Origin of the sequence: uncultured Clostridium sp., assembly GCF_947072515.1 — a bacterium.
Taxonomy (GTDB): Bacteria; Bacillota; Clostridia; order Clostridiales; family Clostridiaceae; genus Clostridium.
This window is the reverse complement of the sequence record NZ_CAMTIG010000021.1, coordinates 38,787-62,133: the sequence shown is the minus strand read 5'-3', so window position 1 is coordinate 62,133 and position 23,347 is coordinate 38,787. Positions and strand designations below refer to the sequence as shown.

Sequence of the window (23,347 nt, the reverse complement as noted above, 5' to 3'; positions counted from 1 at the left end):
AATCTATTTTATAGTAAAAAAGAAAGAGTGTCGACTTTGTCGACACTCTGAAATGAGGTTGTATTAACAACCTCATTTTTTTTATAGTATAAAAACGTAAAAGTTATAGGTTAAGTATATAAAAATGTTTTAATGTTGAAAATAAGAGAAAGAAATAATTAATATGTAGATAAATTGATTTAGCAAAAAAATATATTATAAAAAAATAAAGTAATAAATTTTATAAAACTAACATATTAATTTGAAAAAAATATAAAAATTGAATATAATAAAATAAAAGATTTAAGGGGGAAAAAATATGAACGTAGATGGAATAATAATACCAAATGGATATAAAAGTAAAAGTACCTTAATAGAAACTGAAAAAAATATAAAAGGAATAAAAGATTTTTTTGAAAAAGAATTATCAAAAAAATTAAATTTATTAAGAGTTTCAGCACCTCTTTTTGTATCAAAAAAATCAGGGTTAAATGATGATTTAAATGGAATTGAAAGACCTGTAAGTTTCGATATATTCAATTTAGAAGATGAAGTTGAAATAATACATTCTTTAGCAAAATGGAAGAGAAATAGTTTGAAAAGATATGGGTTTAATATTGGAGAAGGACTATATGCAGATATGAATGCTATAAGAAGAGATGAAGAATTAGATAATCTTCACTCTGTCTATGTAGATCAGTGGGATTGGGAAAAAATAATAAAAAAAGAAGATAGAAATTTAGATACATTAAAAGAAACTGTAGAAAAAATTTATGAAGTTTTTAAGAGTACAGAGAAATTTGTAAATGAAAATCTTTTAAAACTAGATAGTAAATTACCAGAAAAAATATTTTTTATTACAGCACAAGAATTAGAGGATAAATATAAAGAATTATCATCAAAAGAGAGAGAAGATGCAATCTGTAAGGAACATAGAGCTGTTTTTATTATAGGAATAGGCCATGAATTAAAAAGTGGAGAAAAACATGATGGAAGAGCTCCAGATTATGATGATTGGAACTTAAATGGAGATATATTATTTTATAATGATATTTTAGAAAAATCTATAGAGTTATCATCAATGGGAATAAGGGTTGATGAAAAAGCTTTAGAAAACCAACTTACGTTAGCAAAGGCAACAGAACGTAAAAAATTTGAATTCCATAAAAATCTATTAGAAGGAAAGTTACCTTATACTATAGGTGGAGGAATTGGGCAATCAAGAATTTGTATGTACTTTTTAGAAAAAGCACATATAGGCGAAGTGCAATCTTCAGTTTGGGATGAGAAAAATATTCGTATATGCGAGGAAAATGGAATAGTATTATTATAAAGAATAAAAAAATGGAGTTTTAAAATAAAACTCCATTTTTTTATATATTAAAAGTGATTTCTCCGCTTAAAACAGGACGTATATTTCCTGAAGAATCTTGAATAACTAATTCACCATTTGCATTTATATCTAGAAAGTGAACTTTTTCTTTTTTATTAATAGTAATTAAATAAGCATCTCTAGTTTTTATAAAAAGATTTTCCTTTAATATAAAAACTACATCAGATAAGTCTAAATTAGAAATAAATTTAAGATAAAGGGCTTCGAAATTATTATAGAAATGCCCTAAAATATCAGCAAGGTTATATTCTATGCCTGTTTCTGATTTTAATGAAGTAGCTTCAAATAAATTATTGTGGGAAAAATATTCTTTAGGGATATTTACATTCAAACCTAAACCTACGATGAGATAGTTTATTGTATCCATATCGCAATTCATAGTAGTTAGAATACCACAAATTTTCTTCCCATTTAAATATAAATCATTTGGCCATTTAATTTGAGTTAATATATTAAAATCTTTTAAAGTATTATGCATTGCAACAGCTGCAATTAAAGTTATTTTAGGTGCTTCTATTGGATTAATTTCAGGAGTCAAAATTATAGAATTCCATATACCACCAATAGGAGAAACCCAATTCCTATTAAATCTACCTGAGCCAGCAGTTTGTATTTTAGAAACTATACAGGCTCCGTCTACAGGGTGAGTTTTACATAGAGTTTTAGCATAGAGATTAGTTGAATCTACAGTCTCTAAAGCAAAGAGATTTCGACCAATAAAATTAGTTGTTAAAAAGGGTGTAAGAGTTTGAGTCGATATTATATTAGGAGTTTTTAAAAGCTTATAGCCTTTATTTCTAATACTATCTATTTCGTATCCTTCTTGTTTTAAAGCATTTATATGTTTCCAAATAGCATTTCTGCTTATATTTAATTGTGAACTTAAAAATTCACCAGATATATATTCATTTGAATCTCTTAAAAATTTTAAAATTTTCTCTTTCATAAAAGTAATTCCTTCGTAAATTTTAGTTTATTTAAATTATATGACATAATATCTAAAATTTAAACAAAAAAGAGGGGATTGAAAAAAATAAATATTAAAAAATAAAATTATACTAGTTTTATTTTTAAAATTTTATTATAATTAAAATGTTAATATTGTTAATAAATAGTTAAAATAATGTATAACTTAAGATTAGGAGGAGAGAATGAGTAAAGAAAAGGGGATTGAAAAAAAGAACAAAAAGAAATTAGTGAAAAAAATCTCTATAGTAGTAGGAATCATAATAGTATCATTAATTACGCTACTAGGGGGTGGATATCTTTATGTAAGAAATAAAATATATAGTAATGATAATATACAAAAAAATAATATAGACTTTAAAGAAGTAAGTGGGATAACAAATATATTATTGATAGGAACAGATGCACGAGATTTAGACGAGCCTGCACGATCAGATTCAATAATGATATTAACTATAGATAATAATAATAAAAAATTAAAATTAACATCTATAATGAGAGATACATTTGTAGATATTCCAGGGCATGGGCAAGGGAAAATAAATGCAGCTTTATCATATGGAGATGTGCCGTTATTAATAGAAACTATTAAAGAAAATTTTGGAATAGGACTTGATAAATATTTAATGGTTAATTTTTGGGGATTTGAATCTATTATAGATATACTAGGTGGTATAGATGTAGATGTTAAAGATTATGAGTTAGAGCAGTTAAATAAGTATATAGGAGAGCAACACAAATCTTCAGAAAAATCTCCTAAAATAACTGAAGCAGGAATGCAAAAATTAGATGGACAACAAGCTTTATCATATGCAAGAATAAGAAAAACAGGAAATGGAGATTATGAAAGAACAGATAGACAAAGACGAGTATTAGGAATAATTGCAGAAAAGTTTAAAGATGTAAATCCTATGAAATATCCTTCGTTTATGTATGAAATGTTACCACATATAAAAACTAATATAGAGCCATTTGCATTATTAAATTACGCATATACTGCATCGAAATTTCCAAGTTTAGAGTTTGAACAATTAAGATTACCGATAGAAGAATTAACAGCAGATGTATTAAGCTATAAGAACTATGGAGCTGTTTTATTAATAGATAAGGAGCAACATAAAAAAATTATAGATGACTATATCTTCAATGATATAACACCAACTGAAAATAGTTATAGTGTTTCAGAATGGAGAGAAAGATTAAATAGAGAATATTATGGATATGATTCGGCTACACAAACTAATAGTGGAGTAACGATTAAACCACCAGTGATAGAAGAAAGACCAAAGAGTGGAACAAATAAACCGATTAATAATAATTCAAATAATACAGGGAATAGTTCAAACAACTCAACTAATACTGGTAATTCAAATAATTCAAGTGGGTCAAATAACTCAAGTGGGTCAAATAACTCAAATAATTCAAGTGGATCAAACAATTCAAATAATAGTAATAAGCCAAATGTTGATAAACCTTCAACAGGAAATGGAAACAACAATAATACAAATGAAGGAAATACAGGTGGAGGTACTGGAACAGGAGGATCTACAGAAAATGGGAATAATACAAATGGTGGAGCAAATGGTGGATCAACAGGTGAAAGTGGAACAGAGGATAATAAACAAAATGGAGGGCAAACAGAAAAGCCAAGTAATGGAGAAGGAGTGAGCCCTTCAACAGAAAGAGAAGCAGCCTAGATAAAATAAAGCACCAAATATGGTGCTTTATAAACTTTTAAAAAGTAATTAATACTGTATACGTGAGGGTATATGTATGATATAATATTTATTAAATTGGAAAAAAGGAGAAGTTTTTATGTTAAATATGATACAAAATATAATCTATTCGATTCCAGGAATACTGTTAGCATTTACATTCCATTCTTACGCAAAAGGAATGATGGCAGACAAGCTTGGAGATAAGACGGCAAGATTTCAAGGAAGGTTAAACTTAAATCCGTTAAACCATATAGATCCAATAGGAACATTACTTATTTTAGTATGTGGTATAGGGTGGGCAAAGCCTATAGAAACTGATCCTAGAGCCTATAAAAATTTTTATAAAGATGATTTAAAAGTAAGTTTAGCAGGACCGTTAGCTTTATTTGGATTAGCTATAGTTTCAAGTATAATATTAGCAATAATGAAAGTTGCAGTGTTTAAGTTTGGAATTTCAAGTCCTATATATGGAATAATTTTAACAATGGTAGTAAGTAGTATTAGAATCTTTGTTAGTTTATTTATATTTTATCTATTACCACTTCCAGGATTAGATGGATTTAATATATTTAGAGATTTAAGTCCTAAAAATTTCCATAAGTATGGAGAGCCATTATTAAATAGCCAATATCAATTTATAATACTAATTGGGATAATTCTTTTAGCAGGTCCTATTTTAAGATATCCAGTTGGTTGGGTATTAAATGGATTACAAATTTTAATAAATTTAATAACAGGAATATTTATTTAATTAAATAAATAAGCCCAATCTAAAAATGAAAATTTTATAGATTGGGCTTTAATTTTTTTATAAAGATTTAAGCTTTAGAATTTTTGAATTATAAGCTCTTTTTTATAAATTTCATTGAAGTGTTTAGCAGCTCTCATGGCTTGATTTATTTCAAATTGTAAATCAAGTCTTGAATTAAGATAAATAGTAACTTTGTCACCATTTATAAAAACTGAAAGATCTTTTACAGCACCCTCAAGACTTCTATCTAAACCTTCAGCAATTTTCAAAATAGTTCCTATATACTCAATATGCTTTATATCAGATTTATTTAATATAGAGTTATAAACTGGTAATGGGAATTTATAATTATTATTTCGATGTGATGCAGCAATAGCAGCACTCATAAGCATTTCTTTATGGGTTAAACCTCTAATTTCAGAGCTTAAAATAATATAAAAACTATGTCTGTGATGATTGTAATAATCTATACTAGTACCACAATCATGCATAAGAGAAGAGGTTTTTAATATTTTATCATAAGAATCATTAAGCTTGTGAATAGGCTTTAATCCTTTAAATAATTTTTGGGCTAGAAAATAAACTTGATATGCATGTTGCTTATTTATACCTAGTTTATCCATTGTCCCTTCAAGAGAATAGTCTAGCATATCATGTGTAATATTATAATTTTTTAGAATATAATCATACATTAAACCACCACTTAACCCATTTGATGAAGAAATAAGAGTGTTGGTTTGTGAAGTTTCTAAAATATTTTTTAAAATTAATGTACCAGCAACAATAACCTTAGATTCACGTGGTGTTATACCATCAATATTTTTACGGCTTTTTAAATCTTTAGTTTTGAAAAGATTTAAATATTCTGCAACATCAATATCATAAAATCTATAGTTATGAGATACATCAAGTGGATAACGTTTTTTTAATCTATCTAATCTACTTAAAGAACGAACAATTATATCGCTAGAGATTAAAGAATCGAAAGTATTTTCTTTAAGCCATGAACAATCTTTAATTAAAGTAAGACTCTCTTCAGTTGCAAGATCTAAATCTTCTAAAGAAATTCTATCTTCTAAATGATAAGTTGATGCGGTATTTAAATAGCCAATTGGTAAAGAGATACTCTCCTTTATACAATTATCCTTTATCCATGATATATGAGTTGAACACCCCTCTATATCTACAAGAAGAGAGTTATCGAAATAAATACTATTAGATACAGCTAAAAAATTATAACGAATTTCTTCTTCAACAGAAAGAATTTTTATATCGATTGATAAAAGATCCTTAATAAGGTCAGCTAAAAGTGTGCTATTTGTAGCTTCTCTAAAAGCTTCAGTAGCTACTGCAAGTATTTTATTAACACCAGATACTTGGCACATTGATTTAAATGATTTTAATGTGGAAATAGTTATGTTAAGTTCTTCTTCTGAAAGTTTTGTATTATCTAAAAGACTTGAAGATAAAGCTACAGAAGAGTGTATTTGATCAATTATTTTAAAGTAACCATTTTTATCGATATCAGTAAGGGTAAGATTGAAAATATCAACGCCTATTTCTATAATTCCTATTTTATTCATAAATTTACTACTCCTTCATAATTCTCGTAAAGATAAATTTTTAATCTTGAATACATTATACACTTTTTAAGAAAAGAAATATTCATATTAAAGAATATTTAAGGGTTTATTGACACTATGATAATAAATTGTGTATAATTAACAAAAGAAATTTAAAATAAATCCTATGAAGAGAAGAGTAGTCTTAATATTTTTCTTAAAGCGAGTGGAGATTTGGTGGAAGCCCACAAGAGAATTAAGACAAAGAGAGCCTCTAAGGAGCCCCTGAAAAAGTAAGGGCGCCGCAAAACAATTTGCGTTAACAAAAAGAGTGGCATAGTAGAGAAATTATGCAATTAGAGTGGTACCGCGGAACTTATCCGTCTCTTAATATATTTAAGAGGCGGTTTTTTTTATGCATAAAATTAAAAAATTAGAAGAAATATAAATGAAACCGGAGGAGATTGAAAATGGATTACAAACAAAAAATAGCAGAACTTATAAAAACTAAAGTTGATTTAGAAGTAGAAGATATTAAAAAGCTTATAGAGATTCCACCAAAATCAGATATGGGAGATTATGCATTTCCTTGTTTCCAATTAGCAAAGGTTATGAAAAAAGCTCCAAATATGATATCAGCAGAGTTAAGTGAGGAATTAAATAAAGATGGATTTGAAGAAATTAAAGCTTTAGGACCATATGTTAATTTCTTTGTAGATAAAGGAGCCTTTAATAAGGCAACTATAGAAACAATTTTAAATGAAGGCGACAATTATGGTAAATCTAATATAGGTGAAGGAAAAACTGTATGTGTTGAATATTCATCACCTAATATAGCAAAACCATTCCACGTAGGACATTTATTTAGTACATCAATAGGGAATTCATTATACAGATTATTTAAAGAAGAAGGATATACTGTAGAAGGAATAAATCATTTAGGTGATTGGGGAACTCAATTTGGGAAACTTATATCTGCATATCACAGATGGGTAGATTTAGATGCTTTAGAAAAAGCACCAATAGAAGAACTTTTAAGAATTTACGTTAAATTCCATGAAGAAGCAGAAAAAGATCCAACATTAGTAGATGAAGGAAGAATGTACTTTAAGAAACTTGAAGATGGGGACGCAGAAGCTACAGAACTTTGGAAAAGATTTAGAGCATTAAGTTTAAAAGAATTTGATAGAATATATAACCTTCTAGGAGTAAAGTTTGATTCATTAGCAGGAGAAGCATTCTATAATGATAAAATGGATAAAGTAATAGAAGGATTAAAAGAAAAAAATCTTTTAGTAGAAAGTAATGGAGCACAAGTTGTAATGCTTGATGAGTATAATATGCCTCCATGTATAGTATTAAAAGGTGATGGAGCAACTATATATGCAACTAGGGATTTAGCAGCTGCAAATTACAGAAAAGAAAATTATGATTTCTATAAGAGTATTTATGTAGTAGGAACTCCACAAGCACTTCACTTTAAACAAGTATATAAAGTTTTAGAGCTAGAAGGAAAAGAATGGGCTAAGGATTGCGTCCATGTAGGGTTTGGATTAGTTAAGTTCCCTAATGGTGGAATGTCAACTAGAAAAGGTAATGTAATATTACTAGATGATCTATTAAGAGAAGCAGTTGAAAAGACACTTGAAATTATAAATGAAAAAAATCCAAATTTAGAAAATAAAGAAGAAGTAGCTAAAAAGATAGGAATTGGGGCAATAGTATTTACTTATCTTAAGAACTCAAGAGAAAAAGATATTATTTTTGATTGGAAAGAAATTCTTTCATTTGAAGGTGAAACAGGACCATATGTACAATACTCATATGCTAGAGCTAATTCAATATTAACAAGAGCAGGAGAGATAGATTTCACTAAAGTAGATTATTCGCTTCTTTCATCAAAAGAAGAATTTGAACTTATAAAAGCATTAGAAGGATTTAAAAAGAATATACATGGAGCAATAGAAAAATTAGAACCTTGTGTTATGACAAGATATGCTATAGATGTAGCTAAAGCATTTAATAAATTCTATAATGCTCATTCAGTATTAAATTTAGAAGATGAAAAATTAAAAAATTCTAGGTTAGCGCTTGTAAAAGTTAGTTGTCAAGTAATTAAAAATGCACTTGGATTAATAGGACTTGAAGCAGTAGAAAAAATGTAGTAAAAAGCCGCATAATTTATGCGGCTTTTTTATTTTAAATTAAACTTAATAGAAGAAATAATAATAAAAAATATAGATGTCTAAAAAGTGAATAAAATTAAGAAATAATTAATATAAAGTAAGCAAAGAGAAAAGGAAAAATATGATATACTTATAGATAATAAAGAAAAATAAGGAAAGGATGAAAAGATTGCTAAATAAAAACATTAAATATATAGATATACTTATATTAGTAATAGTTGTTGTGATTGGCTATAAAATAGTCGAAAATTACAATGTATATTTTTCGTTTATAAAAAAGGTTTTAACGGTATTAAGCCCATTTATATACGCTATTATAATTGCCTATATATTAAATCCTATAATGAAATTATTTGAAAATAAGTTGAAATTAAAACGAGGACTTGCAGTAGGGGTAACATATCTTTTAGTAGCTGGAATGATAGTTGTTTTAGGGATTTATGTAATTCCTAGTTTAATAGATAGTATAATTTCTATTGCTAAAGAAATACCGACATATGTTAATGAAGGTCAAGATTGGATTCTGGCTGCATTAAAGGATGAAAGAATATATGATTTAATGAAACAGGCTGGAGTATTAGAAACAATAACAAGTATATCAACAAAACTTGGAACTATACTTGTAAGTTTACTAGAAAGTTCAGCGACATCACTAATAACAATAACTACAAATGTGGTTATGGCTGGATTTGGATTCTTGATTTCTATATATGTACTATTAGATAAAGAGAGACTAATATATAATGCTAAAATACTTTTATCTATGATAGCAAAAGAAAAGCATAGTGAAAAGATATTAGAAGGATTACGATTATATAATAAAATGATTGGAACATATGTAGGAACAAAAGCATTAGATTCACTTATTATTGCAACAATAGCATTAATAGGATTAATAATTTTAGATGCACCATATGCTATATTATTAGCTATAGTAGTTGGATTTACGAATATGATACCATATGTGGGACCGTTAGTAGGAGAAATAATAGCTGCAACAGTATGTATATTTGTATCACCATGGAAAGCTTTGGCTGTATTCATATTTTTATTAGCAGTTCAACAATTTGATGCTTGGTATTTAGATCCTAAACTTATAGGAGGAAAAGTAGGTGTTAAACCATTTTTTATAATTCTTGGAGTAACTATAGGTGGAGGCTTCTTTGGCCCAATAGGAATGCTTTTAGCATCACCTACCATGGCAACATTGAAGGTATATTATGATAGAAAGATAAATAAATATACAAAGGAAAATTCAGATTTGGTAAAGAGACTTTAAAAACGAGCAAATTAATGCTCGTTTTTTTGCGATTTACTAAAGAAATAAAAAAATGGTTAAGATATTATTAGAAAAAAAGAAAATAATAAAAAGAAAAAATTATAAGAAGAGATTAATTAGGAAAGTAGAAAATAGAATAATAAATAAAGAGTAAATTAAGTTTATTTTACTGAAGAAATCATTTACACTAGTAATATAAACATTAGGGGGTTTTTTTATGAATAGAGTACTTGAAATAATAAAAGATGAATCATTAACTTATAATCAACAAATAAAAAGTTTAGCAGCATATGCAGAAGGAACAGTTGATGTATTAAAGATTGATGAGGATAGTAAAAAACTTATAGAAGAAGATTGTATATGTACACTTTTTGAAGGGAATGCACCTTTTAGACCAAGATACATAATACCAGATTATTCAAAGCTTATGGAAAGTGGCTGTGAATTTTTAAGAATAGATAAGCCAGAAAATATACACGAAGCTATAAATGCACTTATGATATTTTATAGACATGTTCCGTCAATTACAACTTTCCCAGTTTATTTAGGAAATTTAGATGAACTTTTAAATCCGTTTATAAAGGACTATAATGAAGCATATAGTGCAATAAAATTATTTTTGATTAATATAGATAGAACTTTAAACGATTCTTTTGTCCATGCAAATATAGGACCTAAGAAAACTGTAGCTGGTGAAATAATATTAAAGGTTATGAAAGAAATACAATGTGCTGTTCCAAACCTAACTATGAAATATGATAGTGAAAATAGTGATAAAGATTTTATGAAATTATGTGCTGAAGTAGCATTAAGTACTGCTAAACCAAGTTTTGCAAATCATAAAATGGAAACAGAAAGTTTTGGAACAGAAAAATATGCAATAGCTAGTTGCTATAATGGATTTCATATTGGCGGTGGTGGATATACACTAGTTAGAATGAAATTAAACAATGTAGCTAAAAAAGCAGAATCAGTTGAGGATTTCTTTGAAAATATATTACCGGTAGTTACAGAGAAAATGCTTGATGTTATTGATGAAAGAATAAGATTTTTAGTTGAAGAAACAGCATTTTTTAAATCAAATTTTTTAGTAAAAGAAAAATTTATAAAGCAAGAGTTATTCACTGGTATGTTTGGAATTGTAGGACTTGCAGAATGCGTGAATACGCTTTTAGGAGCAGAAAATAAAAAAGATAGATTTGGATATTCAGAAAAAGGAAATAAACTAGGAATAGAGATTATAGAGGCATTAAATAAGAAAATAAGAAAGCATAAGGGGAAATATGTTACAGTCTTTAATGGAAATCATGTTTTACATGCACAAGTAGGAATAGATTTAGATAAAAAAGTTTCACCAGGATGCAGAATACCGGTAGGAGAAGAGCCAGAAATATTTCAGCATATTGTTCAATCTGCACCATTTCATAAATATTTCTTTAATGGAATAGGAGATATTTTTGTATTTGAAGAAACATATAAGGAACATCCAGAGGCTTTAGTAAATATTATAGATGGAGCATTTAAATCAGGGATTATATATATGTCAGTATATGGGGAAGGAGCAGATGTTGTTAGAGTAACAGGATATTTAGCCAAAAAATCAGAAGTTTTAAAATTAGAGAATGGAGAGGCAGTTTTAAATAATACAGATGTTTTTGCAATGGGAGCTAAAAATAATTGTAAGGCGTTTGATAGAAAAATTAGAAAGTAAGTGATAAGATGGCAACTATAAATAAAATAATTCCTTTTTCATGTGTAGATGGATTAGGAAATAGAATGGCTATATTTTTTCAAGGGTGTAATTTTAAATGTACTTATTGTCATAATCCAGAGACTATAAATAAATGTATCAATTGTGGAATATGTGTTTCAAATTGTGGCGCAGATGCATTATCTATGAAGGATGGAAATGTAATATGGGATAAGGAAGAGTGCATAAACTGTGATAAATGTATAAAAATTTGTCCTCATTTAGCATCACCAAAGGTAGAAGAATATACTGTTGAGGAACTCTTTAAGGAAATTGAAAAAGTAAAATTTTTCATTGAAGGAATAACAGTAAGTGGTGGAGAGTGTACGTTAAATGAGAAATTCTTAGTGGAGTTATTTGAAAAGGTAAAATCATTAGGTTTAACATGTTATGTTGATACAAATGGTAGTTATGATTTTTTTAAGGACAGAGGTTTAATAAATAAAACAGATAAAGTTATGTTAGATGTTAAGAGTGTAAATAAAAATGAACATATAAGAATAACAGGGAAATCTAATGAGGTTGTTTTAGAGAATTTAAAAGAGCTTCTAAATGAGGATAAGTTATATGAAGTAAGAACAGTTATAGCACCAAATATGAATAATAAAGAAACTGTAGAGATAGTATCAAAAATTATCGGAAATAAATGCAGGTATAAACTTATAAAATATAGAGAATTTGGAGTAAGAGAAGAAGGTATTGAAGTACACGGGAATGAAAGTGTAAAAGATAAAGAAGTAGAAGAATTAAAAAATATTTCAATTAAGAATGGATGCATAAATACAATAATAACCTAAGTTAGATCTAAATAAGGATGATGAGTTATGAATAAAAAAATTATAGATACATTGAAAAATAAAGATATTTATGGGTTTAGACTTGAAATAGATAAAATAGGAAAAGAGATTTTAGAAAAAATACAGGACAATAAATATGATAATAAGGATGTATTTAATATTTATTTTGAAACTTTAAAAGATTTATGGAGTTTAGAAAATAATAAAATAAATTCGTTAGCTGATTTAGAAAAATATTTAGATACAAAAGTAAAAAATAGAAAAAATATAGAAGATTATAGGCTTTTTGATAATAGAAAAAGTTTTTTAAGTTTAAATGATAAAAGTATATCAAAAAAAGCAAGATTAAATAGATATTTATTGTATTTAAATGAATTAATAGTAGAGGAAATATTATTAGATGACTTTAAAAACACCATAGGTGAAAAGAAAATTGAATTTGAACGAGTAATATCTTGTAGAAAAAGAGTGGTTACACCAAAAGGGATAGCTTATAATAATGAACTAAATGAAGTATATATAAAGTTATATTTAATAAGTAAAAATTTTATATATGAAAAGCCATTAAATATAAAATATATAAATATTTATAAAGACAAGCCGTATAAAATATATAGTATGAATGAAATTGAAGCAATGAAAAATAAAGGAAATAAAGAAATGATAATTTTATTTACAGATGGAGATATATTATCATTTAAGGAAAATAATAAAATTGAAGAAAAAGAAATAAAAGAGTATTTTTTTAAAAAAACAAAATAGGGCTAGTAATAGTCCTATTTTAATATATATTTCCGAATTTTTCTAGATGCTTGACTTTGTGAAATATTTAAAGCTTTAGCAACTTTATAAGAACTTTGATATTTATTATAGGCAGCTAAAATTAAAAGGCGTTCAGAGTTTTCAAGATGATTTTTTAAAGAGGGTAAAGTTGTAGTATTATCTATATATTCAGGCATAGTACAATTAAATACTTTTTCTAAGCTTGATGTAGTAATAGCATCAGATTCATTGGAGATGACTATTTTTTCAATAATATGTTCTAATTGACGTAAGTTTCCTGGCCAGTCATAAGTTTTGAGTTGAAGCAAAATACTCTGGGTAAAATAACGATTTAAATTATAACGAGAATTCATTTTATTTAAAAAAATTGTAGCTAAAAATGGAATATCATTTTTTCTATCACGTAGTGGAGGTAAGTTGAATTCTATAACATTTAATCTATAATATAAATCTTCACGAAAATTACCTTGTGTAACCATAGCTTTTATATCTTTATTAGTAGCAGTAATAATTCTAATATCAGTTTTTTTCTTTGAGTTTCCGCCAACAGGAATATAAGTTTTATTTTCAATAAGTTCTAATATTTTACTTTGAGAAGATAGGGGTAAATCACCAATTTCATCTAAAAATAATGTTCCTGTATTAGCAAGTTCAACTAAGCCTTGTTTACCATCTTTAGTAGCACCAGTAAAAGCTCCTTTAGCATAACCAAATAATTCAGATTCAATTAAACTTTCAGGGATAGTAGTACAATTAATAGTAAAAAAAGGGCTGTTTTTTCGAGGACTTAAATTATGAATGAATTTAGCACAAGTAGATTTTCCAGTTCCAGATTCTCCAAGCAATAGAACGGTTACATCAAACTGTGCAATTTTATCTAAATTTTTAAATATATCCATTTTCAGAAAATCATCAAAATTATCTTGTGGTGGATTAGTTATTGAATCTAAATCGGAAGAAGTTATAGAATTAGAACTAATTTGTTTAAGGGATAGATTTAGCATTTCTCTTGCATTCTCAATAACCATTTCGATGTTATTGTTATCATCTAAAATGGGTTTTGCATTTAAAAACAATCTTTTACCATAGATAGTTTCTTGGAATAAAGAAATTTCTTTTTTCTCTTGTAAAACCATAGGAATTATCTGCTTTCCAGATTTTATAGTAGGAGAAATAGTAGATACATGCTTTCCTATAATTTCTTCAGTATCTAAGCAATAATTATTAGAAAAAGCTTTATTGCAATATAAAACTATGCCTTCGTTATTTGTTACAAAGACTTCATAGTATAAATTATCTAAAATTTTTTTATATAAATCTCTATACATAAAAACCTCCTTTAAATAAGTATATCATTTTTAAAATAAAAAAATAGAAATAAAGTATTTTATTTACAGATAAGTAATAAATAAAGAGGATACAAAGTTTGTATCCTCTTTAATATATATTATTTTTTTAGTTCTATGTTTGTAGAAGATTTTCTAGATGAACAACTAGATTTAGAACAACCAGAGCAATTACATCCACCTTTAGCTTCTTTTTTTATATTTTTATAGATTATAAATATAGCTAAAATAACTATTAGAGCTGTTATCATAATTTCAAGTATCATATCTTTTCCCCCTTTAAAATAGAAGTGTTCCAATAGAGAATACTATAAATGAGCAAACCCAGGCTAAAACACATTGGAATGTGAAGGAGAATACCGTCAATTTAGTACCAAATTCTTTTTTCATAGCACCTATTGTAGATACACAAGGTACATATAAAAGAACAAATACTAAGAATGAATATGCTGCAAGTGCAGAATAGAATGTTGGTAGTATAGTTGATAAATCACCAGAGTATACAACTTGCATTGTTGAGATAACTGTTTCTTTAGCTAGTAATCCAGATAGAAGAGAAACAGCTGCTTGCCAATTTCCAAATCCAAGAGGACTGAATATTGGTGCAATGAGTTGTCCAAACTGTGCTAAAAAGCTTTGATTTACATCTGCTGCCATACCATGCATATTAAAGTTTGATAAAAACCAAATAATTACGCTCATTGCGAATATTAAAGTTCCGGCCTTTTTTAAGAAAGCCTTAGCTTTATCCCAAGTTTGTAATCCGATTGAATTAACTCTTGGCATACTGTAAGCTGGTAATTCTATAATGAAAGGTTCTTCATCGTTTTTAAATAATGTCTTCTTAAAGATAATTCCAAAAGTGAATGCAATAAGAACACTTATAAGATATAATGATGCAACTATAAGACCTTGATGATCTTTAAAGAAAATTGAAACGAATACTGAAAAAATAGCAAGTCTAGCATTGCAAGACATTAAAGGTACTAATAAAGCAGTAAGTTTTCGATCTTTTTCACTTTCAAGAGTTCTTGCAGACATCAGAGCAGGTACATTACATCCAAAGCTTATAATAAGCGGAATAAATGCTTTACCTGAAAGTCCCATTTTTCTCATTATTTTATCCATTAAGAAAGCTACTCTCGCCATATAACCACTTTCTTCTAAGAAGGTTATACAAATAAATAGAGTAAGAATAACAGGTAGTAAAACTATGATACTTCCAACTCCACCTACAATACCATCAACTAGAAGTGAGTTAAACCATGGTGCAGTACCAGATAGAAGATGACTAAGCCATGGCATTAAATTTTCATTTAATAATCCATCTAGTAAATCCGAAATAGGCTGCCCCACCCACGCAAATGTTAATTGGAACATAATAGCTATAGCTATTATAAATAATGGAAAAGCTAAAATAGGATGTAAAAAGAATTTATCTAACTTTTCAGTAAAAGATCTTTTTATTTCAGTTGAAGAATTAATTGATTTTTTCAATACATCCTCAATAAAGTTATATGCCTCTTTTTCAGTTTCAAATTTAAATCTTTCATTTGAAGTAGAGCTTTTAAATGTTTTATTTTCTAAAACTTGTATAAGTTCCTTTATTCCAGTTTTTTTAGCAGCAGAAATAGGAATTATAGTAACATCCATTTCAGATGAAAGCTTTTCATAATCAATTATAAATCCGTTATTTTCTAAAACATCTACCATATTTACGGCTAAAATTATTGGTTTATTAAATTGTTTTAATTGTGTCGTCAGATAAAGGTTTCTATCTAATTTTGAACCATCTACAATGTTCAAAATAACATCAACATCATCATTTAAAAGAAATTCTTTAGCTACCTTTTCTTCGTTAGAAAAAGTATCCATAGCATATATACCAGGTAAATCTACTATTTTAATATCTTTTAAAAATCCTTCTTTTTTTTCAACTGTAACACCAGGCCAGTTTCCTACATATTGATTAGAGCCTGTTAGTGCATTAAAAAGGGTAGTTTTCCCAACATTAGGATTACCCAGTAAAGCAACAGTAGTCATTATTTCATTCCCCCCAAGTCATTATCTTTTGTTAATTAAACAAGTTGTATATTTTTAGCATCATTTTTTCTAATAGCTAAGTCAAAACCTCTAAAAGAGATTATTAATGGATCTTTAAAAGGTGATAAAGCCTTTAATTTTACTTCTGTTCCTTCTAAACAGCCTAAGGCTAATAATCTTTTAGCTAACTTCTGATCTCCATTTATAGAAAGGATTGTCCCAGATTCTCCTATTTTTAAATCACTTAAACTCATTTATACACACCTCACAATGAAATTCATTATCATTTCTTACTTATAATATATGCTAAATGATAACCGATGTCAATAAAAAATGAAAAAAAGATGAATAAAAATAATAAAATAATAAAAAAATAAATAGTTAAAAACTTATGGTGATTTTAAATGAATTTAATGAGATAATAGATAATAAAAAAATTAGTACTAGATTAGGAGGAAAATAAATGGAAAAAAGAATTGCAGCATTTTTTGATATAGATGGAACGCTTTATAGAGAAGGACTTATAACGGAAGTATTTAAAAAAATGATAAAATATGAGTTAATAGAGCAGGAAAGATGGTTTAATGACGTAAAACCAGAATATATAAAATGGGATAGAAGACAAGGTGATTATGATAATTATCTTTTAAAGATGATTGAAATATATATAGAAGCAATAAAAGGGCTATCAAAAAGTCAATTAGAATTTATTGCAGAGAGAGTTATTGAACAAAAAGGCGATAGAGTGTATACTTTTACTAGAGATAGAATAAAATGGCATAAAGAGCAAAATCATGTAGTCATAACTATTTCAGGTTCACCAAGTGAATTAGTTAAAGAAATGGCTAATAAATATGGATTTGACGATTATAAAGGAACTATATACATAACAGATGAAAATGGTAACTATACTGGTGAAAATATTCCTATGTGGGATAGTGAAAGTAAACAAAGAGCAATAAATGAATTAGTTCAAAAATACAATATTGACCTTTCACAAAGTTATGCATATGGAGATACATCAGGCGATTATACTATGTTTAAAGAAGTAGCTAATCCATATTGTATGAATCCAACAAAAGAATTATTAAAACTTGCATTAGAAGATGATGAGCTTAGAGAAAGAATTAATATAGTAGTTGAAAGAAAAGATGTAATATATAAATTAAAGGTAGATGATATTGAATTTAATTAGAAATGAGTGGGTACTGTGATAATAAAAGAGAATCGGATAAAATTAAACCATGTTAATAGAGAATTTATGCTTAAAAGTGATGGGAAAATAGATGCTAGAGAAATTATATTTTTTGATTTAGAGCATTATGTATATAAAAAGCCTAAATGTATAGGTGTTTTTGGAGCGTGTATATATGATGAAATTAAAAATGAACTTCTAGTTACTCAGTATATGATTGAAAATAAAAAAGAGGTTAGGGATATTTTAGTTCTAGCTTTAAAATATTTTAAGCAAATGAAAGAACATGGAAAAAAAGCAATATCAACTTTTTCTGGAAATAATGATTTTACAGTAATAAATTATTTATTTAATAAGTATAAAATCGATTATGATTTTGAAGAAGAATTTAATTCAATAGATTTACAAAAGTACTATGAAAGAGAAATGGGAACATCTATAGGTCTTAAGAATCTTGAAAAGAAGTTTGATATAGATAGACAAGGAGAGGTGATGAGCGGATCGACCCTTGCAAAAACTTTTTACAAAGTACTAAAAGATTCTGAATATATAAAAAGAATGCCTTATGAAAAAATAGAAAAAATTCTTTTATATAATGAACAAGATGTAGTTAATCTGTATCATATATTTTTAAATTGGAATAAATATGTGATTAAAGAAGTAGTATTAGAAGAAGAAATATTAGAGGATAAAATAAAAGAAGATAAAGAATCAGAAGATTAAAAAAGCAGTTATTTAATAACTGCTTTTTTAATCTTTTATTATGTAGAAATATATAGTGAGCAAAATACCTATTTTAAAATATATTATTAATATATGAGTAAAGGGGTATATAAAATGATAAGGAATATTGATGAAGAAACTAAGAAATATATTAAAATTATAGTGTTAGCAGTAGTTAGTTGTCTTGGATATTATTTGATTTTTGGTAATGGAAATGAATTGTTGAATTCAATTGCGGATAATATTCTTAGTATACCAATTACTATAATTTTTACATGGTTATTTATAGATAATATGCTTGAAAAGAAAGAAAGAGAAAAAAAGAAGGAAAAATTAAATATATTATCAGGTGTCTTTTTTGGCGAATTTGGTACAGCATTATTAACAGAATTTATAAGATGTGATGATAATTGTGAGGATTTAAAAGAAAAAGCAAAGATAACAGAGGAGTGGGAAGATAGAAATTTCAGTGAATTAGAAGAGTTTTTTGAAGAGCATGATTATAATATAATTGGAAGAAATATAGATGTGAAAATTTTGAAAGAGATAATTGATAATGGAAGAGATTTTATGATAGATATATTATTTAATTCAGCAATAGGATTAGGTGAAGAATTTACGCAAGTAGTAATAGATACGCTTCATTTAAGAGAGGAAATTGAAGATTTAGAGGATATTAATAATATTTCAGATAATGAAATATTACATTTAGAGGAAGATATTTCACAAGTGTATAGATGTTTATCTATAGGATGGGTAAAATATATTAAAAATTTAAGCGGAGTGTATCCACATTTATTTATGAAAGCTTTAAAAAAATCTCCATACAATGGTTGTTTAGTAAAACAAAAGAAATATGGGATAAATAGTTATACTAAATAAAATATTTAAATTTTAATTGATACTTTTTTTAGTGATGTGTCATAATGAAAAGAGAAAAATTAACTGAAGGATACATGGAGGGAGTTCATGGATTTAGAAATTTTAAAGAAACAAATATTAATAGGAAGCTCAAGTTTAACAAGAGAACAAGCAGAGGAAATTATTAAAAAGAAGGCTGTTAATGGATTAAAAGGAAAATCTATAAATGGTATATATAATTTATATGGAAAGGTATCAAATATAAGTAGAGACGAAGAAACTTATATAAAGATAGATACTAAAACTAGTAAAATAATTAAATCATCTTGTACATGTAAAAGATTTGAAGAGAATAGAAAAGAATATGATAGATATATGTGTATGCATATTATTTCCACAATAGAGCTTTTTTATAAAATAGCAAAGAAGAAGGAAAAGAAAGTATTAGAAAATAGAGAAGGAAAGAAGTATAAACTACAGGTTAAAATAAAAGTTATAGAGAATAATGGAGTCAATTCATTTTTATGTAGTTTTAGTATTGGAGAAAAGTATTTTATACCAATTTTAGATTTAAGAGGTTTTGTAGAAGCATTTTTAAATAAGAAAAAATTTAAAATAACAGATTTAGAATGGCTAGATCCACGAATTGATACTATAGAAAATAAAATTTTGAATTTTATAATAAGTAAAAAAGAAAAGATAACAGGAAATAGCTTAAAGGTTTATAAAAATGAGTTGAAAAATTTTCTATCAAACTTAAATGAATGTAGTGTAAATTATAAATTTATAGATTACAATGGACATGTTTTAAAAGAAGATGTTCCAATAAGTTTAGCTATGTCTATAAAAGAAGATAAGATTACTTTAAGACATCATAATAAATTTCCAGTATTTCTAAGTGAAGATGTTGTTTTATTTGATAGAAATATATATATTCCTAGTGAAAATCAGTTAAATGCATATAAGGATATATATAATCAATTTTTAAAAAATAGAGAAATTAAATATGAAAATACAATATTTGAGTTAGAGAAAATAATAAATAAAGTGAAAAAAATTACAAATGATGTTTTTCTTGATTCTAATATAAAAGAATTAAAGAGAGAAGGAATTAAAACTAATATTATTTTTGAAGAAGAAAATAGAGTAAAAATAATGATTAATTATTTTAGTAACTTTATAGATATAGAAGATAAGAAAGAAGTATCCTTTTTTAGAGATAAAGCTTTTGAGGAAATTATAAAAATAACTTTAGCTAAGTATGGAATAAGAAAAGAAAGAGATAAGTTTTATTTTAGAGGCGAAGATGAAGAAAAATTTAAACTTTTAAGAGATGGGAAGAAAGAGTTAAATGGTTTAAATATAAAGTTTAAGGATAGAGAGAAAATTATAAATAGAAATAAAATAAAAAGTTCCATAAAAAGCAATAAAGATGGATATAAATTAAAATATCTTATAGAAGGGCTTGATGAAGAAAATCTAAGATGGATAAATAGAGAGAAAAATAAAGGGATAGATTTTTTGAAAATAGATAATATGTTTATCGATTTAACAGATGAAAAAATGAAAGAATTTTTAAATTTAATAGAAGAACTTCAACTTTATTCTGGAAATGAAGAAGGGATTTTAATAGAAAAAAATAAATTGCTTTATTTAGAAGAAAGATTAAAAGATAGAAATTTAGATTTTGTAGAGTCAGAAGAGATAGCAAATAAAATCATAAACAAGATTATAAATAAGGAATTTAAAAGAAAATTAATTCCAAAAGAATTTAAGGGTGAGCTTAGAGAATATCAAAAAGAAGGATTTAGATGGTTAAATGAGATATTACCATTGGGGTTTGGAGGAATACTTGCAGATGATATGGGACTCGGGAAAACAATACAAATAATTGCATATATACTTTCACAAAAAAAGAAAAAATTCTTAATTATAGCTAAAACATCACTTATATATAATTGGCTAGAAGAATTCAAAAAATTTGGACCAAGTTTAAAAATAGGGCTTTGTCATGGAGAAAAAAATAAAAGAAGAAAGGCATTAGAAAATTTAAAAGAATATGATGTTATATTAACGACTTATGGAAATGTAAAAAATGATATTGAAATATATAGAAGTATAAAATTTTTTAATATAATAATTGATGAAGCACAGACTATAAAGAATGCAAAATCACAAGTTAAAATGGCTTTAAAAGAATTAAAATCTGAGGGGAATATAGGGATAACAGGAACTCCCATAGAAAATAATTTATTAGAGTTATGGTCAATATTTGATTTTATAATGCCGGGATATTTATTAGAAGAAAATGAGTTTAAAAAAAGGTATATGGAAGAAGACAATAGTGAAGAATTAAAAAGCCTTATAACACCATTTATTTTAAGAAGAGTTAAAGGAGCAGTTTTAAAGGAACTTCCTGAAAAAATAGAAAAAAATTATTATATAGAATTATCAAAAGATGAAAAAATATTATATAAAAATGTAGTAAAACAGATTAAGGAAGAAAAAAATCTTGGGGGATTAATAAAACTGAGACAATTAGTATTATCACCAAACTTAATAGTTCCAGAGTATAAAAAAACATCGTCTAAAATAGAAGCTTTAAAAGAACTAGTAACAGAATTGATGAAAGAAGGAAAGAAAGTACTTGTATTTTCTCAGTTTGTATCTGTTTTAAAAGAAATAGAAAAGGAACTTTTGAAAAATCATATTAACATAAATTACTTAGATGGAAGTATTGATGCAAAGGAAAGAATACAAATAGTAAATAATTTTAATGAACAAAAAGAAGCAGGAGTTTTTTTAATATCGCTGATGGCTGGAGGCGTAGGAATAAATTTAACAAGTGCCAGTGTAGTTATTCATTTTGATCCTTGGTGGAATCCAAAAGTTCAAGAACAAGCAAGTGATAGGGCTTATAGATTTGGACAAAAAAACAAAGTGAATATAATAAAATTTATAGCAAAAGATACCATAGAAGAACAAATAATAAAATTGCAAGAAGAAAAAGAGGAACTTATAGATAATATTATAGATGATAAAAAGATGGATGGAAAAACACTAAAAAGATTAAGTGAAGAAGAGTTAAAAGAAATTCTTTTAAATTAAATAGGAGAAGTAATTTCCCCTATTTAATTTTCAATAGATATATTTTTCCCATCACTAGAAAGAATAATAGAACCGGTTAAATCAGTTCTTAGAAGCGGAATGTTATTAGAGTTTAAAAGTTCTATAACACTTGAACTAGGGTGATTATAAGAGTTATTGTACCCACAAGATGCAATAGCTAATTTAGGAGATACTTCACTTAAAAAATATTCATCTAAAGAGGTATTTGAGCCATGATGTCCGAGTTTTAAAACATCAGATTGAATTGGTAATTTATTTGAAAGTAAATAATCATTTACCTCTTTTTCAGCATTACCAGTAAATAAAAAGGAAGTTTCCTTAAAGGTTATTTTTATAACAGAGGAGTAGTTATTTAAATTTTCAGTTTCTAAACCTTTAAAGGGATAAAATATATCGACTCTAATATCATCACCTAAGTTAATGGAGGCGGTATCTTGATTTAAGATGGTTATTTGCAGATTCTGTCTATTTAAAGAATTAATTAAGTCAGAAAATTCTTCAGTTTCAACAGATACGTGAGGAGCATAAAATTTTTTTACTTTTATTGTATCTATAATTTCATCCATATTACCTATATGATCTTCATGGGGATGAGTAGAAACTAAAAAATCGATATCTTTTAATTTTAATTGTTTTAAGTAAGAGAGAATTTTATCTTCAGAACTTTTAGGTCCAGAATCAATTAAAATTGTATTATCCATATATTGAATTAAAGTTGAATCACCCTGTCCAACATCTAAAAAATAGACGTAGAGTTTATCAGATTTTGGAGTCTGGATGAACTTATTGATTAAAAATAGAGTACTAAAGATTAATAAACAATAAAATAAAAATTTAGGGAATTTCTTCATAAGACCTCCTGAATATTTATATATTTTAATTATTG

General features: G+C 26.5%; 19 protein-coding genes and 1 other annotated feature. Of the genes, 12 read left to right on the top strand and 7 right to left on the bottom strand.

The annotated features are described in order from the left end of the window. The first annotated feature begins 298 nt into the window (after nt 1-298). Nucleotides 299-1,312 carry an aspartate--ammonia ligase gene (gene asnA / locus Q0W06_RS09640; RefSeq protein ID WP_297634450.1) on the top strand — a complete coding sequence of 338 codons (1,014 nt, stop codon included), beginning with the start codon at nt 299-301 and terminating at the stop codon, nt 1,310-1,312. A gap of 40 nt (nt 1,313-1,352) precedes the next feature. Here the strand turns inward: asnA and Q0W06_RS09635 are convergent, their stop codons facing one another. Then, nucleotides 1,353-2,318 (bottom strand): biotin--[acetyl-CoA-carboxylase] ligase, encoded by a 966-nt coding sequence (locus Q0W06_RS09635; protein WP_297634447.1) that lies wholly within the window; start codon nt 2,316-2,318, stop codon nt 1,353-1,355. Nucleotides 2,319-2,523: 205 nt separating this feature from the next. Here Q0W06_RS09635 and Q0W06_RS09630 point away from each other — a divergent pair, with 205 nt between their 5' ends. Together Q0W06_RS09630 and Q0W06_RS09625 are read left to right on the top strand one after the other, a co-directional pair. Beyond that, entirely contained in the window at nt 2,524-4,035 is a 1,512-nt protein-coding gene (locus Q0W06_RS09630) for an LCP family protein (protein WP_297634444.1), read from the top strand. Between the two features lie 118 nt (nt 4,036-4,153). Then, entirely contained in the window at nt 4,154-4,807 is a 654-nt protein-coding gene (locus Q0W06_RS09625) for a site-2 protease family protein (protein WP_297634441.1), read from the top strand. Nucleotides 4,808-4,881: 74 nt separating this feature from the next. Here the strand turns inward: Q0W06_RS09625 and Q0W06_RS09620 are convergent, their stop codons facing one another. Beyond that, complete coding sequence (locus Q0W06_RS09620; RefSeq protein ID WP_297634438.1) at nt 4,882-6,390, bottom strand: Ppx/GppA phosphatase family protein; 1,509 nt, start codon at nt 6,388-6,390, stop codon at nt 4,882-4,884. 157 nt (nt 6,391-6,547) lie between these two features. Then, nucleotides 6,548-6,760: a binding site (T-box leader), on the top strand. Between the two features lie 79 nt (nt 6,761-6,839). Between Q0W06_RS09620 and argS the strand changes: the two genes are divergently transcribed. The 5 genes from argS to Q0W06_RS09595 all read left to right on the top strand — a co-directional run bounded on the left by argS (nt 6,840) and on the right by Q0W06_RS09595 (nt 13,143). Further along, nucleotides 6,840-8,534, top strand: a complete 1,695-nt coding sequence (argS, locus tag Q0W06_RS09615; protein ID WP_297634435.1) for an arginine--tRNA ligase — start codon at nt 6,840-6,842, stop codon at nt 8,532-8,534. Nucleotides 8,535-8,724: 190 nt separating this feature from the next. Further along, nucleotides 8,725-9,834, top strand: a complete 1,110-nt coding sequence (locus Q0W06_RS09610) for an AI-2E family transporter (protein WP_297634433.1) — start codon at nt 8,725-8,727, stop codon at nt 9,832-9,834. A gap of 217 nt (nt 9,835-10,051) precedes the next feature. Then, nucleotides 10,052-11,545, top strand: a complete 1,494-nt coding sequence (locus Q0W06_RS09605) for a YjjI family glycine radical enzyme (RefSeq protein WP_297634430.1) — start codon at nt 10,052-10,054, stop codon at nt 11,543-11,545. Between the two features lie 8 nt (nt 11,546-11,553). After that, entirely contained in the window at nt 11,554-12,381 is an 828-nt protein-coding gene (locus Q0W06_RS09600; RefSeq protein WP_297634427.1) for a YjjW family glycine radical enzyme activase, read from the top strand. A 27-nt stretch (nt 12,382-12,408) separates the two neighbouring features. Next, nucleotides 12,409-13,143, top strand: a complete 735-nt coding sequence (locus tag Q0W06_RS09595) for a hypothetical protein (RefSeq protein WP_297634424.1) — start codon at nt 12,409-12,411, stop codon at nt 13,141-13,143. Between the two features lie 14 nt (nt 13,144-13,157). On the opposite strand, the gene Q0W06_RS09590 is transcribed toward Q0W06_RS09595, so the two are convergent. The 4 genes from Q0W06_RS09590 to Q0W06_RS09575 form a co-directional block, all read right to left on the bottom strand. Continuing rightward, the gene (locus Q0W06_RS09590) at nt 13,158-14,492 is read right to left on the bottom strand and encodes a sigma 54-interacting transcriptional regulator (protein WP_297634420.1); all 1,335 of its coding nucleotides are present in this window, start codon (nt 14,490-14,492) and stop codon (nt 13,158-13,160) included. A gap of 119 nt (nt 14,493-14,611) precedes the next feature. Further along, complete coding sequence (locus Q0W06_RS09585) at nt 14,612-14,776, bottom strand: FeoB-associated Cys-rich membrane protein (RefSeq protein ID WP_297634418.1); 165 nt, start codon at nt 14,774-14,776, stop codon at nt 14,612-14,614. 13 nt (nt 14,777-14,789) lie between these two features. Beyond that, nucleotides 14,790-16,553: a ferrous iron transport protein B gene (gene feoB, locus Q0W06_RS09580; protein ID WP_297634416.1), complete on the bottom strand. Its 1,764-nt coding sequence runs from the start codon at nt 16,551-16,553 to the stop codon at nt 14,790-14,792. Between the two features lie 35 nt (nt 16,554-16,588). Further along, nucleotides 16,589-16,807, bottom strand: coding sequence for a ferrous iron transport protein A (locus tag Q0W06_RS09575; protein WP_297634413.1), 219 nt, complete (start codon nt 16,805-16,807; stop codon nt 16,589-16,591). Between the two features lie 209 nt (nt 16,808-17,016). Between Q0W06_RS09575 and Q0W06_RS09570 the strand changes: the two genes are divergently transcribed. The 4 genes from Q0W06_RS09570 to Q0W06_RS09555 all read left to right on the top strand — a co-directional run bounded on the left by Q0W06_RS09570 (nt 17,017) and on the right by Q0W06_RS09555 (nt 22,440). Next, on the top strand, nt 17,017-17,748 hold the full coding sequence (locus Q0W06_RS09570) for an HAD-IB family hydrolase (protein WP_297634410.1): 732 nt from the start codon (nt 17,017-17,019) through the stop codon (nt 17,746-17,748). A gap of 15 nt (nt 17,749-17,763) precedes the next feature. After that, nucleotides 17,764-18,471 (top strand): ribonuclease H-like domain-containing protein, encoded by a 708-nt coding sequence (locus Q0W06_RS09565; RefSeq protein WP_297634408.1) that lies wholly within the window; start codon nt 17,764-17,766, stop codon nt 18,469-18,471. Nucleotides 18,472-18,585: 114 nt separating this feature from the next. Then, nucleotides 18,586-19,353, top strand: coding sequence for a hypothetical protein (locus tag Q0W06_RS09560; RefSeq protein ID WP_297634405.1), 768 nt, complete (start codon nt 18,586-18,588; stop codon nt 19,351-19,353). A gap of 87 nt (nt 19,354-19,440) precedes the next feature. Continuing rightward, entirely contained in the window at nt 19,441-22,440 is a 3,000-nt protein-coding gene (locus Q0W06_RS09555; protein WP_297634402.1) for a DEAD/DEAH box helicase, read from the top strand. Between the two features lie 23 nt (nt 22,441-22,463). Here Q0W06_RS09555 and Q0W06_RS09550 read toward each other — a convergent pair whose 3' ends face one another. Further along, nucleotides 22,464-23,312, bottom strand: coding sequence for a ComEC/Rec2 family competence protein (locus Q0W06_RS09550; RefSeq protein ID WP_297634399.1), 849 nt, complete (start codon nt 23,310-23,312; stop codon nt 22,464-22,466). Nucleotides 23,313-23,347: the final 35 nt, after the last annotated feature.